This is a genomic window from Rhodococcus sp. NPDC059179 (assembly GCF_042754885.1).
In the GTDB taxonomy this organism is placed as follows: domain Bacteria; phylum Actinomycetota; class Actinomycetes; order Mycobacteriales; family Mycobacteriaceae; genus Rhodococcus_G.
Genome location: NZ_JBHZBV010000001.1, coordinates 419,254 through 433,747 on the forward strand (window position 1 = coordinate 419,254; position 14,494 = coordinate 433,747).

Here is a 14,494-nt window from a genome sequence, read left to right on the forward strand (position 1 = left end):
GCCCCCCCCCCGCGTCTTTCCCCCCCCCCGCGGGCGCGCCGCGCCGGCGGCGGGCGGCGGGCCCCCCCCCCCCCCCGACGCGGGCCTCGTCTGCCTGCCGTGGCTCAGCAGAGTCAGCCATCGTTGGTGTACCTGGTTCTCTTCGTGATTCGATCTGCCAGGGCCCGAGCCGGGTCCGGGCCTTCTGGTCTTACTCGGACGCGGCCGTTACTTGGACGCGGCCGTGATCGCCGCGGACATGTCCGCGGTCGCCTGGTCGACGCTCTTCTTACCGGTGATCGCGGCGTACGCGTTGTCCTGGATCGCCTTGGTGACGGCGTTGTAGAACGGCGTGACCGGACGCGGCACCGCGTTCTCCAGAGCGGCCTTGAGCGCAGGCAGGTACGGGTACTTGGCGATCAGCGCGGCGTCGTCGTACACGGACGCGAGGACCGGCGGGAACGAGGCGTCCGCGAAGGCCTGCTGGTTCTCCGGGTTCTGCACGAACTCGACGAAGTCGCGAGCGGTCTGCTTGCTCTTCGAGTTCACGTTGATGCCGTTGTTGTAGCCGCCCAGGGTGGACGCGCCGGGGCCGGCGGGGCCGACGATCGGCGCGACCGCGACGTTGCCCTTCACCTTGGAGCTGTCCTTCTCGGCGTTGGTGTACATGTACGGCCAGTTGTAGGCGTACATGGACTCGCCACCGACGAACGCGAGGTTGGTCTCCTCCTCGGTGAAGCCGGTGGAACGCTTCGCGATCTGGCCCTTCTCGTAGGCGTCGACGAGCGACTTCAGGCCGGCCTTCGCCTCGGGCGACTCGACCTCGGGGGTCTGGCCGTCGGCGCCGACGACCGCGCCGCCCCAGGAGTTGATCGCCTGGGTGGTGTTGACGGTCAGACCTTCGTACTGCTTGAGCTGGGTGACCAGGCAGTCCACCGACTTCGCGGTGGCGGCCGCGCAGCTGTCGGTCAGCGCCTGCCAGTTCGCGGGGGCCGTCGGCGCCAGGTCGGTGCGGTAGTAGAGCAGCTGCGCGTTGGTGTTCTGCGGGGCCGCGTACAGCTTGTCGTGGTAGGTCGCGCTGGCGACGGTCGCGGGCAGCAGGCCGGAGGTCTCGATCGCCAGGTCACCCTCGAGCGGCTGCAGCCAGCCGTTGGCGGCGAACTCGGCGGTCCAGGTGACGTCGAGCGCCATCACGTCGTAGTCGGAGTTGCCTGCCTGCAGCGACTGGACCAGCTTGTCGCGCTGGTCGTCGGCCTCGCCGGGGAGCTCCTTGAGCTCGACCTTCTCGTCCGGGTGCGCGGCGTTCCAGCTCGCGATGACCGGGGTCAGCTTGTCGGTGTCGTTCTTGCCCATCGCGAACGAGATCGGGCCACGGCCGCCGGTGTTCTCACCCGAGGCGTCGCCGGAGCCGCTGTCGCTCGAACAACCGGTGATCGCGAGCAGCGATGCGGCGGTTGCCGCGACCGCCGCACGGCGGACCGCCTTCGTATTCAGAACCATGGAGTATCTCCCCGGTAGTCGGTGGATCGGATCGGTCAATCCGTCGCAGCACGAAACGCGCGACGCCGGTGCCCGTGTCGTTGCCTACTGTGGCACGGAACACCGCCGAAACGTGACATTACGTCGAACCTGAATCGTTCAGGAACTAGGGCGTGTCTCTTAATCCCTCTCGGATGCACCTGGCAAGACAATCGTCGTCCGGCAAGGCGGAGGAGGAGCCGATACCGCTGTTGTATCGGCGACGACGACAACGCCGCTGGGCGGCGATTGGACGCCAGGGGCGCCGAAATGGGGATTGGGAGACACGCCCTTAGCCGAGCCTGCGGCCGTCCGCAGCGGAGAACAGGTGCAGCTCGGCCGGGTCGACGTGCAGCCGGACCTGCTGGCCCTTCTGCGGCGGGTTGCGCCAGTCGGCCCGGGCGACGACCTCGTGCGGGGCGCCAGCCAGGGTGGTGCGGCCGTAGATGTAGGCATCCGAGCCGAGCTCCTCGACAACGTCCACCTCCATCGGGATGCCCCGGCCGGACAGCTCCAGGTGCTCGGGCCGGATGCCGAGCACCACCTCACGCTCGTTCGCCTGGGCGAGGGCGTCGCGCGGCACCGGGATCACGGTGTCGCCGAACAGCACGCCGCCGTCGGCGATGGGGAGGGTGAACAGGTTCATCGACGGCGAGCCCATGAAGCCGGCCACGAACATGTTGGCGGGCCGGGAGTACAGCTCACGCGGCGACGCGCACTGTTGCAGCAGCCCGTCCTTGAGCACCGCCACCCGGTCGCCCATCGTCATCGCCTCGACCTGGTCGTGCGTGACGTAGACGGTGGTGGTGCCGAGTCGACGCTGCAGCTGCGCGATCTGGGTGCGGGTCTGCACGCGCAGCTTCGCGTCCAGGTTGGACAGCGGCTCGTCCATCAGGAACACCTGCGGCTGGCGCACGATGGCGCGGCCCATCGCGACGCGCTGACGCTGGCCGCCGGAGAGCGCCTTCGGCTTGCGGTCGAGGTACTGCGACAGGTCGAGCAGCTTCGCGGTCTCCTCCACCCGCTGGCGGATCTCCGCCTTCGGGGTGCCCGCCAGCTTCAGCGCGAAGCCCATGTTCTCCGCGACCGACATGTGCGGGTAGAGCGCGTAGTTCTGGAACACCATCGCGATGTCCCGATCCTTCGGCTCGGCGCCGGTGACGTCCTTGTTGCCGATCAGGATGCGGCCGGAGTCGACCTCCTCCAGCCCCGCGAGCATGCGCAGCGAGGTGGACTTGCCGCAGCCGGACGGGCCGACCAGGACGAGGAACTCGCCGTCCTCGATGTGCAGGTTCAGCTTGTCCACGGCCGGCGTGGTGGTGCCGGGGAACACGCAGCTGGTGGAGTCGTAGGTGACTGTCGCCATGGGTGTCGATCGATCCCTTCACCGGCAGGAACGTGCCGGACGATCCGAGTTGAGGGTGGTGCGCGGCACAGTATCGCAGGACCCACCCAGCCGCGTCCGACCCGATCGTTTCGTAACGTCACGAGCGGTCGCACACGAAATACCCGGTACACCCCCCGGACGCATCACGTCGACGAAGGGAAGCCACATGACCGGCAGAGTCTGGCTCGTCCGCGCAGTCCTCGCCGCGCCCCTGCTGATCGGGGGAATGCTCGGTTCCGCCGCAGTGGCGGCCGCCGACCATCCCGAGTCCACCGACCTCGGACCGGTACACACCCTCGGCGACGTCTGCTACGGACAGGCCCGGATCGGGATCGCGACCGGGCACCATCGCCCGGGCAATCCCCAGTTCGGGGTCAGCTTCGCCAGGTGGACGCCGACTTTCGGGCACCCGTGCTCGACCACCGTGCGCGTGAACTGGCGAAACCTCGACACCGGGGCCGCCGGATCCGTCACCGTGCCGATCACCGACAACGCGACTTGGAACCAGCCGCCGCCGTCCGAATTCCGCGACCTGGCAACGGGATCCGGACGAGTGGTGGTCACCGTTCGCACGGACCGGCCGCACCTGCCGCCGCCCCCGGCCCAGATCTGGGTGCCGTGAACCTCGCACGCAGGGCTCTCGCCGCCGCGATCGCGGCGGTGGCGTGCGCCTGTCGCGGGGCCTGAACCTGGTGCACTGAACCCCGACTGGTCGACCGGACCTGGACCGCGCGCGGGCGCACCGATGAATTTCGGACCCGGACCGAGTCTACCCCTACATCGACCCGACACCGGGGGAATGCGGAGGTTGCGATGACGAGCGGTGACTCGACCGGCGGCGAGCCGACTCAGACGCAGGTCCGGCGGCTGATCGCGGCGGAGCGGACGGAGCTGGCGGACCTGCTTGCAGGCCTTCCGGAGCAGGCCTGGGACTCGTCGACGCTCTGCGAGGGCTGGCGGGTCCGCGAGGTGGTGTCCCACCTGACCATGGCATACCGCTACTCGATGCTGCGGGTGCTGGGCGGGATCGCCAGGGCGGGCGGCAGCTTCAACCGGATGGCCGACCGCGCGGCCAGGAAGGACGCGGCCGAGTTGACCTCCGCGCAACTCACGGCGTTGCTCCGCGACAACGTGAGTCATCCGTGGAAGCCGCCGGGCGGCGGCTACGAGGGGGCGTTGTCGCACGACGTGATCCACGGCCTCGACATCACCACCGGGCTCGGGATCGACCGCCGGGTGCCCGCCGACCGGCTGCGGGTCGTGCTGGGCGGCGTGACACCCAAGCACCTGAAGTACTTCGGCACCGACCTCCGCGGTGTCGAGATCCGCGCCACCGACCTGGATTTCGTGCTCGGGTCGGGCACGCCGGTCACCGGGCTCGCGCAGGACATTCTCCTCGCGGTCTGCGGACGGAAGCTGCCGCCGGGTCGGCTGCAGGGCGAACAGGCACAGCGATTCATCCGAAAGGATCCGTCATGACCACCGACACCGAACAGATCCGGGGCCTGATCGAACGGTGGGCCACCGCGGTGCACGAAGGCGATCTGCACGGGGTCCTCGCCGACCACAGCGAGGACATCGTGATGTTCGACGTGCCACCGCCGTGCGAGGGCGTCCGCGGGCTGCCCGCCTATCGGGAGACGTGGCCGCAGTTCTTCGAATGGCAGTCCAGGGGAGCAGCTTTCGAGATCGTCTCCCTCGACGTCACCGCGGGCGAGGACGTCGCGTTCGCCCACGCGCTGCTGCGGTGCGGGTTGCCGCCGGAGCTCGCCGCGCGTCCCGAGAACCGGCTGCGCCTGACGGTGGGCCTGCGCCGCGAGAACGGCAACTGGGTGGTCACCCACGAGCACCACTCGTTCCCCGACTTCGACGCGGTGGGGGACGCGGGCAGTTCCTGACACCCCGGACCCGATCACAGAATAGGGGCACGACCACGCGGGACTCGCCGCCCTGCAGGCCGACCTGGTGAGGCGCTGGCCTCAGCCCCGGCCCGGGGCCGCTGCACACACTTCTTGCCCCGGTCACAAGTGTTCATCGAAGAAGGCGGTGAGCTCGCCGAACGCCGGTTGCACGAATTCGGGGACGTCGTACAGGTCGATGTGGTTCGAGGTGGGCAGCCAGACGAGCTTCTTCGGCTCACCGGCCCTGTCGTACACGGCCTGGGCGCCCTCGGGACTGCAGAACTCGTCGGTGACGCCGTGCACCACGAGCAGCGGCGTCGGCGAGATCAGGTCGGCGGCGGCGAGGGTGTCGATCGTCATCGTCTGAAACCCGACGCGACGGTGACGCTGTTCTCCCAGTGGGGGCTGTAGGAGCGTTTCGTGCCGTAGTACTCGAACGGCTCCGCGCCCATCATCGCCGCCTGCCCGCCGTCGTCGGTGACCGCCTTCTGATACACCGGCAGGCCGTCCTCGGTCCAGGCGCTGTCCCAGATGTCCCGCAACGCTTCTCGGTAGGCGCCGCCGCGTTGCGCGAAGCTGCCCGGCGCGCCGGGGTACGCGCCGGCCACGCAGGCCAGCGCGGCCACCCGAGAATCCTGGGCTGCTGCCTTGAGTGCGTAGCCTCCGCCCAGGCACACGCCCGTCAGCCCGATTCGTCCGAATCCCCGTGCGCCCAGGTAGCCGACGGCCGCGCGCAGGTCGGCCAGCTTGCCGGCGGCATCCTCGTGCCGGCGGATCGCGCCACCCGATTCGCCATGATTTCGATGGTCGAAGGCCAGCGTGGCGAATCCGGCACGGGCGAGCCCCTCCGCATAGGTGCCGACAACCTGCTCCTTCACCCCGGTGAATGGGCCGGTGAAGGTCACCGCCCTCGTTGCGCCTGCCGGGATGCGCATGACCCCCACCAGGCCGGTGCCGTCCTCCGCCCGAAACTCGACACGCTCGATGTCCATCGTGACCTCCCCGCACTCGCCGGCCGCCTGGTCGGCGCCGTGCTGAATGACCCACGTCCGATCCCGCACGAGCATCGGGCGCGCTGACGATCATCGCCCATGCCAACCCCGGCGGAACGCGCACTCTTCCCGATGTCCGAATATTCTCGCCGGACCGGAGTGCCGTTGCCGCCCATGATGTGTGGCCCTAAACTTCGTCGCCGTACCAGTCGGCGATGGGGGAGACCACGTGGACCAACCTGCACTCGACGGCGCCGATTCGGTGGCCGACGCTCCGATCGCATCCCCACCCGAGCAGCGGGTCGCATGGGCCGAGCTGTTCTTCGACCTGATCTGGGTCTTCGCGGTCACGCAGATCGCCACGGCGCTGGCGGGCGCTCACGACGTCGGCGAGGCGGCCCGCACGATGCTGCTGTTCGTGCCGTTGTGGTGGGGGTGGGTCGGCACCACGCTGCTGGCCAACCGGGCGGGCAGCCTTGTGGATCAGGCGCTCGGCAGGGTGGCGCTCTTCAGCGTCGCCGGCTGTGGGCTGCTGATGTCGGTGGCCGTGGGAGGGGCGTTCGACGGGCGCGCCCTGCTCTTCGCCACCGGATACGTCGTGCTCCGCCTGCTGTTGTGGATCGCGTCCTGCCGACTTCCCGGCGGGTCCGCTCGGGTCCGGCTGGAGCCCTTCGCCGTGTCGGCGTTCGTCGCCGCGCCGCTGTTCCTGCTCGGCGCCTTCCTCGAGGGGCCGTGGCGGATCGCCGCGTGGACCGCGGCCGCGGTGATCGAGCTGATCGCTCCGCGAGTGCTGCCAGCGGGCCTGAACCATGTCCGAATCGAGACCGCGCACCTGCCGGAGCGGTTCGGGCTGTTCCTGATCATCGCGTTGGGCGAGACGGTGGTCGCGGTCGGCGGCCAGGCCGCCGGGATGGATCTCGACGGGCCCACGTTCGCCGCCTTCACGCTCGCGTTCGTCATCATCGTCGCGCTGTGGTGGACCTATTTCCACTACGGCGCTCCCGCCGCCCGCCACAGCCTCGAGCACAGTCCCGAGCAGGCTCGCATCGTCACGGACGTCTTCAGCTACGCCCACCTCATCTACGTCACCGCGATCATCGCCATCGCCGTCGGCCTGAAGAAGCTGCTCGCCTACCCCCTGTCCGTGCCGCACTCGCTGCCCGAACTGCTGCTCGCCCCTGGCGTGGCGCTGTACCTGTTCGGGTTCTGCTACGCGCGGTGGCGCATGTTCGGGTCGGCGACCGTACAGAGGATCGCCGCCGCGCTGGCCTGCTGCGCGATCGCGGTGGCGGCTCCGCTGCTGCCCGCCCTCGCCACCGCCGCGCTCGTCCTCGCGGTCCTGCTCGCCCTGAACGGATACGAGGCCTGGATCGTCACCACCCACCGGCCGCTCCCGCTGCTTCGCCTGCCACGGATCGTGCGGCGCGAGACGCGGCGCTGATGCGGCGCCTAGGGTGTTGCTCGTGGGCGAAAAGTACCGAGAGATCAACAAGGCGAACTGGGACGAACGCGCACCCGCGCACGCCGTCTCGTCGGACTATGCGATGGAGCGATTCGTCAGTGATCCCGAATTCGTCAGCGCGGTAGTCGAGTTCGACCGTCCGATGCTCGGCGACATCTCGGGGCTGACGGGCGTGCATCTGCAGTGCCACATCGGCACCGACACGGTGTCGCTGGCCCGGCTCGGAGCGCGGATGACCGGGCTGGACTTCTCCGGGGCCTCGCTGGCGGAGGCCCGCAAACTGGTCGACCGCACCGCGGACCCGGTCGATTTCGTGGAGGCGGACGTATACGACGCCGTGACGATCCTCGGTCCGGCGTCGCAGGATCTCGTGTTCACCGGAATCGGGGCGCTGTGCTGGCTGCCGAGCATCGAGCGGTGGGCCGAGACGGTTGCGGGGCTCCTCCGACCGGGCGGCCGGCTGTTCCTGCGCGAGGCCCATCCCGTGCTGTGGGCGCTCGACGACGCCCGCTCGGATGTGCTCGCCCTGCGGTACCCCTACTTCGAGCAGGTCGAACCGCTGGTGTGGACGGACGAGGAGACGTACGTCGAGACGGAGATCCGGCTCCAGGCCAGCACGACGCACGAGTGGAACCACGGCCTCGGCGAGATCGTGACCGCACTTCTCCGGGCAGGCATGGAGATCACCGCGCTCACCGAGCACGACAGCGTTCCCTGGAATGCCCTGCCCGACGCGATGGTGTGTGACGAGCGCGGGGAGTGGCGGCTCGCCGAGAACCCCGAGCGGCTCCCCGCGTCGTACACACTCTGTGCGGTCAGAGGGCGCTGATCTCCCGACCCTCGCGGAGAACTGCGGGGTCGGCCCCTCACGGACTACGGTGGGATCCGGCCTTCCTCGACGAGTCAAGGAGTGCAGATGACCCACGGATTTCGCATCGGTGTTCAGCTCCAGCCGCAACTCGCACCCGACTACGGCCTGATCCGTGACGCGGTGCTGCGGGCCGAGGACGCGGGAGTCGACATCGTCTTCAACTGGGACCACTTCTTCCCGCTGTACGGCGACCCCGACGGCGCCCATTTCGAGTGCTGGACGATGCTCGGCGCCTGGGCCGAGCAGACCGAGCGGGTGCAGATCGGCGCGCTGGTCAGCGGCGGTGGTTACCGGAACCCGGACCTGCTCGCGGACATGGCCCGCACCGTCGACCACATCAGCGGCGGCCGGCTCATCCTCGGCATCGGGGCCGGCTGGTTCGAGAAGGACTACGACGAGTACGGCTACGAGTTCGGCACCGCAGGAAAGCGTTTGGCGCTACTCGGCGAGAACCTGGCCCGGATCTCGGCGCGCCTGGGCAAGCTGAACCCGGCCCCGACCCGGCACATCCCGATCCTGATCGGGGGCGGCGGCGAACGCAAGACGCTGCGCCTGGTGGCCGAGTACGCCGACGTGTGGCACAGCTTCGCCGACCTCGACGCGCTGCAGCACAAGTCGCGGGTGCTGGCCGACCACTGCGCGGCCGTCGGCCGCGAACCCGCGCGGATCGAGCGGTCGGTGGCCTGGCCCGGTCCGGGGTCCGCGCAGGACTTCCTGGACGCGGGCGTCACCCTCTTCACGGTCGGGGTCGGCGGACCCGACTACGACCTGTCCACCGTCCACGAGGCGCTGCGCTGGCGCGCGGACCTGATGCCCGAGCCGATCGAGGGCCTGGCCTGACCGGCGCTCACCGGACCGAAAGGTTCCCGGTGCCCGGCCCCCGACGCGGCTAGGCTCCCTGCATGGTCCGCTCGCAACGCGTGAAGACTCGGGTGCCCGTCGCTCTGCTGGCGGTGCTGATGCTGGTGCTGGCGCTGGCCGGATGCGGTAGCGGCGGCGAGGCCCCCTCGGCCACCGACCTGTGCGCCCCGCCGGGCGTCGGCAGCTCCGCGGCCGCCCCGACCAACCTGGACGCGGCCGCAGCCGCGGCGGCCGAGGATCGCTACACCACCCCGGACACCACACCGCTGGACCAGATCGACACGAGCGCGCTCGGCCTGGCCACCCCCGGCAAGCTCAGCGTCGGCACCCTGTCCGACGCCCCGCCGAGCATCTGCGTTGATTCCTCGGGCACCTTCACCGGATACGACAACGAGCTGCTCAAGGCCGTCGCCGCCAAGCTCGGGCTGCAGATCGAGTTCGCAGGAACGGAATTCGCGGGACTGCTCTCCCAGGTGGCGACCAACCGGTTCGACGTCGGGTCGTCCTCGATCACCACCACCGACGAGCGGCGCCGGACGGTCGGCTTCACCAACGGCTACGACTTCGGCTACTTCTCGCTGGTGGTGCCGAACGGCAGCGCCATCCGCGGGTTCTCGGACCTGAACGCGGGCACCAGGATCGGCGTCGTGCAGGGCACCGTCCAGGACGACTACGTCGTGAACACGCTGAAGCTCGACCCGGTGAAGTTCCCCGACTACAACACCGCCTACGCGAACCTCAAGACCGGGCAGATCGACGCATGGGTGGCCCCGTCCCAGCAGGCGGAGGGCGCGATCAAGCCCGGCGACCCGACGTCGATCGTGCAGAACACCTTCAGCCTCAACAACTTTGTGGGCTGGGCCGTCAACAAGGACAACCAGCCTCTGATCGACGCGCTGAACTCCGGGTTGGACGCGGTCATCGCCGACGGCACCTGGTCGTCGCTGTACTCCGACTGGGTACCCCGCGAACTGCCCGAGGGCTGGAAACCGGGCAGCAAGGCGGCCCCCGCCCCTGAATTGCCGGACTTCGCCGCGCTCGCCGCGCCGGAGGCACCGGGATCCGAGCCGTCGCAGGCCGTCCAGAAGTCGACGCTGGCCCAGCTGGGCGCCACCTTCTTCGACTGGGACCTGTACAGGCAGGCCATCCCGGACCTGCTCAAGACCGGCCTGCCCAACACGGTGATCCTCGCCCTCACCTCGGGGGTGATCGGCACCGCCGCAGGCATGCTGCTCGCGGTCGCAGGCATCTCGCGCACCCGCTGGCTGCGCTGGCCGGCGCGGGTCTACACCGACGTCTTCCGCGGGCTGCCCGCCGTCGTCATCATCCTGATCATCGGGCTCGGCGTCGGACCGGTGGTCAAGGGCCTGACCGGCAACAACCCCTACTGGCTCGGCGCCGCCGCGCTGGCCCTGCTCGCCGCCGCCTATATCGGCGAGATCTTCCGCTCCGGCATCCAGAGCGTGGAGCCGGGACAGCTGGAGGCGGCCCGCGCGATCGGCTTCAGCTACCGCCGGGCGATGACCCTGGTGGTGATCCCGCAGGGCATCCGCCGGGTGCTGCCCGCGCTGATGAACCAGTTCATCTCGCTGATCAAGGACTCCTCGCTGATCTACTTCCTCGGGCTGCTGGCGACCCAGCGGGAACTGTTCGCCGTCGGGCGCGACCTCAACGCGCAGACCGGGAACCTGTCGCCGCTGGTGGCCGCCGGGCTGTTCTACCTGGCGCTGACGATCCCGCTCACCCACCTGGTCAACTACATCGACCGGCGGCTGCGGACCGGGCGGGCCGACACCTCCGGCACCCTGGACCCGCTCGAGCAAGCCATCGTCGTGGAGAGGGGATAACCGTGACCACCGCGACCGCCTCGGTCTCGCTGACCGGCACCGACCTGCACCTGTCCTTCGGCGCCAACCGGGTGCTGCGCGGCGTCGACATCCACGTCGACGCCGGCAAGACGACCTCCGTGATCGGCCCGTCCGGCTCCGGCAAGTCGACCCTGCTGCGGGTGCTCAACCGGCTGCACGAGCCCGAGCGGGGCGACATCCTGCTCGACGGCCGGTCGGTGCTCGGCGACAACCCGGACCTGCTGCGGCAGCGAATCGGGATGGTGTTCCAGCACTTCAACCTGTTCCCGCACCGCACCGTGCTCGACAACATCGCCCTCGGGCCCCGCAAGCTGCGTGGGCTGTCCAAGGATCAGGCGCGGACCGTCGCCCTCGAGCAGCTCGAACTCGTCGGCCTGGCGGAGAAGGCGCAGTCGCGTCCCGGCAACCTGTCCGGCGGCCAGCAGCAGCGGGTCGCGATCGCCCGGGCGCTGGCGATGAAGCCCGAGATCATGTTCTTCGACGAGGCCACCTCCGCGCTGGACCCGGAGCTGGTCAAGGGCGTGCTCGCGCTGATGGCGGACCTCGCGTCGGCCGGTATGTCGATGGTGGTCGTCACCCACGAGATGGGTTTCGCCCGTTCGGTTTCCGACACCGTGCTGTTCATGGACCGCGGGGTGGTGGTGGAGACCGGCAAGCCCGAGGCGCTGTTCGACGATCCGCAGACCGAACGCCTCCAGGCCTTCCTCTCCCAAGTGTTGTAGCGCCTCCGGCACGTTAGGCCACCCTCGTTGTCCGGTCGTTCACTTGGCCGTTCCCTTGCCCTCGCTTACGACTTCTACGGTGCCCCCAGTTCGACACCTTCGACCGGGAGTACCCACGTGAAGCTCAAGCCCCTCGCGCTGTTCGTCAACCATGACGGCAAGTCATCGCGGGCCTCGATCACCTGCCAGTACAAGTGCGGCAACGCCTGCTCGCACGAGGTGCCCAACACCTCCGGCGGCGAGTATTTCGGCGACATCGTGCGCACCGCGATGTCGCGGCGCGGAATGCTGAAGTCCGGGGCGGTCGCGGTGCTGGCGGTCGGCGCGGGCGGCGCGCTGGTGGCGTGCTCCGACGACTCCGGCTCGACCGGCGGCCCAACGGCGACTGCGGGCGGCGAGCCCCCGGCGGGCACCGCATTCACCGCGGTCGCGCCGAACACCGAGGACGCCGTCGTGGTCCCTGAGGGCTACGAGCAGGCCGTCGTGATCCGGTGGGGCGACCCGGTCCTGCCCGGCGCGCCTGCGTTCGACTTCGGCAACCAGACCCCGCAGGCGCAGGAGATGCAGTTCGGCTTCAACAACGACTTCGCGGGCCTGCTACCGGTGGAGGGGAAGCCCAACACCTACCTGCTGGTGGTCAACCACGAGTACAGCACCGAGCCGTTCATGTTCTCCGGCTACGACCCCGAGAACCCGACCCTCGAACAGTTCCAGATCGCGGTGACCGCGCACGGTCTGTCCGTTGTCCAGGTCAAGGGCGAGGCCGGAACAGGTCGGCTCACACCGGAATTCGGCCCGAGCAACCGCCGCATCACCGCGAACTCCGAGTTCCTGGTGACCGGGCCCGCCGCGGGCAGCGACCTCCTCAAGACCACCGCCGACCCCACCGGGACCCGGGTGGTCGGCACCCTCAACAACTGCGCGGGCGGTGTAACACCGTGGGGCACTGTGCTTTCCGGCGAGGAGAATTTCAACCAGTACTTCGCGAACGCCGATCAGGTGACCGACCCGACCGTCGCGGCCCGGCTGAAGCGGTACGGCATCGAGGGTGGCGCGAGCGAGCGCAAGTGGGAGCGCTTCGATTCCCGCTTCGACCTCGCCCAGGAACCGAACGAGGCAAACCGCTTCGGTTACGTCGTCGAGGTGAACCCGTGGGATCCGGCGTCCACCCCGATCAAGCACACCGCGATGGGACGGTTCAAGCACGAGGCCGCGACCATCTACGTCACCGACGACGGCACGGTGGTCTCCTACAGCGGTGACGACGAGCGGTTCGACTACATGTACAAGTTCGTCTCCGCGCGAAAGATGATGCCCGGCAACGGCCAGGCCAGCATGCGGCACAACCTGACCATTCTCGACGCGGGCACCCTGTACGTCGCGAAGCTCACCGGCGACGAGCCGGACCAGATCGACGGCTCCGGCACGCTGCCGTCGTCCGGACGGTTCGCGGGCAAGGGGGAGTGGATCCCGCTGCTCCGCACCGGCGAGGACGGCAAGGCCGAGTCCCTCGTCGACGGGATGAGCGCGGAGGAGGTCGCCGTGTTCACCCGAGAGGCGGGCGACAAGGTGGGCGCCACCAAGATGGACCGTCCCGAGGACTTCGAGCCGAACCCGAAGACCGGGAAGGTGTACGTCGCGCTGACCAACAACTCCAAGCGCGGCGAGGACGGCAAGGCCGCGGCCGACGAGCCCAACCCCCGCAACAACAACAAGAACGGGCAGGTGCTCGAGCTCGAGGACGAGCACGCCGGGACCGGTTTCACGTGGAACCTGCTGCTGGTCTGCGGCGACCCGACCGCCGCCGACACCTACTTCGGTGGGTTCGACAAGGCACAGGTCAGCCCGATCTCCTGCCCCGACAACCTGGCGTTCGACCCGCACGGCAACCTGTGGATCTCCACCGACGGCAACGCGCTCAAGTCCAACGACGGCCTGTTCAGCGTCGTCCTCGACGGCGACCGCCGCGGCGAGACCAAGCAGTTCCTCACCGTGCCGAAGGGCGGCGAGACCTGCGGGCCGATCATCGACGAGTCCCGCGTGGTCGTCTGTGTGCAACACCCGGGCGAGATCGACGGTGCCAGCGCCGATCAGCCGGCCTCGCACTGGCCGGACGGCGGCGCCAGCCAGCCCCGGCCGTCGGTGGTCGCGGCGTGGAAGTCGGGCGGCGGGCGGGTCGGCACGTAACCGGATCGGCCTAGGGTCCCGGAAACGTACGTCAGCACAGCATTGACGTACGTTTCCGGTCCGCGTCGCACTGCTGCCGAGGGCCGGAGGTCTACTTCTTGGGTGGGGCAAACGTGAAATCGGCCGGCGGTGCCGGGTGGACGGGCGACAGGCTCGAGTCATACTGCGACTCACCGGCAGGCAGGCAGACGCCGAGCCCGTTGCAGGTTTCCGCACTCATGGTGACAAAGACGACGTTCGTGTGTTCGCCGATGCTGAGCGGACGGATGGCCGGTGAGACCGGCGCGATGAACGGTCGCCCAAAGAACGGTGCCCCAGCGGGTGCGTTGAAGGGGCCGCGCAGCGACTCCGGTCCTGCGGTCACCGCGAACTCCTTCGGCGTTCCGGCGTCGGTAACCCATCGAGCCGAGACGAAATTCTGTTTGAAGGCATCGATTTCGGCTGATGTCGCAGCGATCCAGGGCGGCACCGCCCGGACCCACCGGTCACCCGCGAGGGCCTCTCGGCAACCCGGCGGGCCGATGATCCGTTCGCTGACGCCGTAGCGTTCGTTCAGGTCGGAACCGGGAAACAGGTTGCTGGGACAGCTGTGTTCGGTGGGTGGCGCCGCTGCCGCGGGCCCGGCGATGATGCTCGTACCGAGTGCTGCGAGGAGCACTCCGGATTTTGCGGTTCGACTGAGCACGTTCTGCATATCTGGACTCCCTTGGATTAAGTTCCACGTTGTCGGCCCAGCGCCAGTGCGC

General features: G+C 69.2%; 14 protein-coding genes. 9 read left to right on the forward strand and 5 right to left on the reverse strand.

Annotated features, from left to right (window positions below):
• Positions 1-207: 207 nt before the first annotated feature.
• Both ACFXMV_RS01890 and ACFXMV_RS01895 read right to left on the reverse strand, forming a co-directional pair.
• Positions 208-1,479, reverse strand: a complete 1,272-nt coding sequence (locus tag ACFXMV_RS01890) for an ABC transporter substrate-binding protein (protein WP_378502646.1) — start codon at positions 1,477-1,479, stop codon at positions 208-210.
• 310 nt (positions 1,480-1,789) lie between these two features.
• Complete coding sequence (locus ACFXMV_RS01895) at positions 1,790-2,863, reverse strand: ABC transporter ATP-binding protein (RefSeq protein WP_378502132.1); 1,074 nt, start codon at positions 2,861-2,863, stop codon at positions 1,790-1,792.
• Positions 2,864-3,050: 187 nt separating this feature from the next.
• On the opposite strand from ACFXMV_RS01895, the gene ACFXMV_RS01900 reads away from it, so the two are divergent.
• The 3 genes from ACFXMV_RS01900 (at position 3,051) to ACFXMV_RS01910 (ending at position 4,782) form a co-directional block, all read left to right on the forward strand.
• On the forward strand, positions 3,051-3,506 hold the full coding sequence (locus ACFXMV_RS01900) for a hypothetical protein (protein WP_378502131.1): 456 nt from the start codon (positions 3,051-3,053) through the stop codon (positions 3,504-3,506).
• A gap of 191 nt (positions 3,507-3,697) precedes the next feature.
• Positions 3,698-4,363, forward strand: a complete 666-nt coding sequence (locus tag ACFXMV_RS01905) for a maleylpyruvate isomerase family mycothiol-dependent enzyme (protein ID WP_378502130.1) — start codon at positions 3,698-3,700, stop codon at positions 4,361-4,363.
• On the forward strand, positions 4,360-4,782 hold the full coding sequence (locus ACFXMV_RS01910) for a YybH family protein (protein ID WP_378502645.1): 423 nt from the start codon (positions 4,360-4,362) through the stop codon (positions 4,780-4,782). The genes ACFXMV_RS01905 and ACFXMV_RS01910 overlap by 4 nt, the downstream gene beginning before the upstream one ends.
• Before the next feature lie 123 nt (positions 4,783-4,905).
• Here the strand turns inward: ACFXMV_RS01910 and ACFXMV_RS01915 are convergent, their stop codons facing one another.
• On the reverse strand, positions 4,906-5,145 hold the full coding sequence (locus ACFXMV_RS01915; protein ID WP_378500074.1) for an alpha/beta hydrolase: 240 nt from the start codon (positions 5,143-5,145) through the stop codon (positions 4,906-4,908).
• On the reverse strand, positions 5,142-5,777 hold the full coding sequence (locus ACFXMV_RS01920; RefSeq protein ID WP_378500073.1) for an alpha/beta hydrolase: 636 nt from the start codon (positions 5,775-5,777) through the stop codon (positions 5,142-5,144). The genes ACFXMV_RS01915 and ACFXMV_RS01920 overlap by 4 nt, the downstream gene beginning before the upstream one ends.
• Positions 5,778-6,006: 229 nt before the next feature.
• On the opposite strand from ACFXMV_RS01920, the gene ACFXMV_RS01925 reads away from it, so the two are divergent.
• From ACFXMV_RS01925 to ACFXMV_RS01950, 6 genes are all read left to right on the forward strand, one after another.
• On the forward strand, positions 6,007-7,218 hold the full coding sequence (locus ACFXMV_RS01925; protein ID WP_378500072.1) for a low temperature requirement protein A: 1,212 nt from the start codon (positions 6,007-6,009) through the stop codon (positions 7,216-7,218).
• A gap of 22 nt (positions 7,219-7,240) precedes the next feature.
• Positions 7,241-8,068, forward strand: a complete 828-nt coding sequence (locus ACFXMV_RS01930) for a class I SAM-dependent methyltransferase (protein WP_378500071.1) — start codon at positions 7,241-7,243, stop codon at positions 8,066-8,068.
• 87 nt (positions 8,069-8,155) lie between these two features.
• On the forward strand, positions 8,156-8,950 hold the full coding sequence (locus tag ACFXMV_RS01935; protein WP_378500070.1) for an LLM class F420-dependent oxidoreductase: 795 nt from the start codon (positions 8,156-8,158) through the stop codon (positions 8,948-8,950).
• 62 nt (positions 8,951-9,012) lie between these two features.
• Positions 9,013-10,818 (forward strand): ABC transporter substrate-binding protein/permease, encoded by a 1,806-nt coding sequence (locus ACFXMV_RS01940; protein WP_378500069.1) that lies wholly within the window; start codon positions 9,013-9,015, stop codon positions 10,816-10,818.
• A gap of 2 nt (positions 10,819-10,820) precedes the next feature.
• Entirely contained in the window at positions 10,821-11,561 is a 741-nt protein-coding gene (locus ACFXMV_RS01945) for an amino acid ABC transporter ATP-binding protein (protein WP_378500068.1), read from the forward strand.
• A gap of 117 nt (positions 11,562-11,678) precedes the next feature.
• On the forward strand, positions 11,679-13,748 hold the full coding sequence (locus ACFXMV_RS01950) for a PhoX family protein (RefSeq protein ID WP_378500067.1): 2,070 nt from the start codon (positions 11,679-11,681) through the stop codon (positions 13,746-13,748).
• Between the two features lie 91 nt (positions 13,749-13,839).
• Here ACFXMV_RS01950 and ACFXMV_RS01955 read toward each other — a convergent pair whose 3' ends face one another.
• Positions 13,840-14,442 carry a hypothetical protein gene (locus ACFXMV_RS01955; RefSeq protein WP_378499788.1) on the reverse strand — a complete coding sequence of 201 codons (603 nt, stop codon included), beginning with the start codon at positions 14,440-14,442 and terminating at the stop codon, positions 13,840-13,842.
• Positions 14,443-14,494: the final 52 nt, after the last annotated feature.

Bases quoted from the DNA above. Each gene is read 5' to 3' on its own strand.
- ACFXMV_RS01890 (WP_378502646.1), bottom strand. From the start codon at position 1,479: ATGGTTCTGAATACGAAGGCGGTCCGCCGTGCGGCGGTCGCGGCAACC.
- ACFXMV_RS01895 (WP_378502132.1), bottom strand. From the start codon at position 2,863: ATGGCGACAGTCACCTACGACTCCACCAGCTGCGTGTTCCCCGGCACC.
- ACFXMV_RS01900 (WP_378502131.1), top strand. From the start codon at position 3,051: ATGACCGGCAGAGTCTGGCTCGTCCGCGCAGTCCTCGCCGCGCCCCTG.
- ACFXMV_RS01905 (WP_378502130.1), top strand. From the start codon at position 3,698: ATGACGAGCGGTGACTCGACCGGCGGCGAGCCGACTCAGACGCAGGTC.
- ACFXMV_RS01910 (WP_378502645.1), top strand. From the start codon at position 4,360: ATGACCACCGACACCGAACAGATCCGGGGCCTGATCGAACGGTGGGCC.
- ACFXMV_RS01915 (WP_378500074.1), bottom strand. From the start codon at position 5,145: ATGACGATCGACACCCTCGCCGCCGCCGACCTGATCTCGCCGACGCCG.
- ACFXMV_RS01920 (WP_378500073.1), bottom strand. From the start codon at position 5,777: ATGGACATCGAGCGTGTCGAGTTTCGGGCGGAGGACGGCACCGGCCTG.
- ACFXMV_RS01935 (WP_378500070.1), top strand. From the start codon at position 8,156: ATGACCCACGGATTTCGCATCGGTGTTCAGCTCCAGCCGCAACTCGCA.
- ACFXMV_RS01940 (WP_378500069.1), top strand. From the start codon at position 9,013: ATGGTCCGCTCGCAACGCGTGAAGACTCGGGTGCCCGTCGCTCTGCTG.
- ACFXMV_RS01955 (WP_378499788.1), bottom strand. From the start codon at position 14,442: ATGCAGAACGTGCTCAGTCGAACCGCAAAATCCGGAGTGCTCCTCGCA.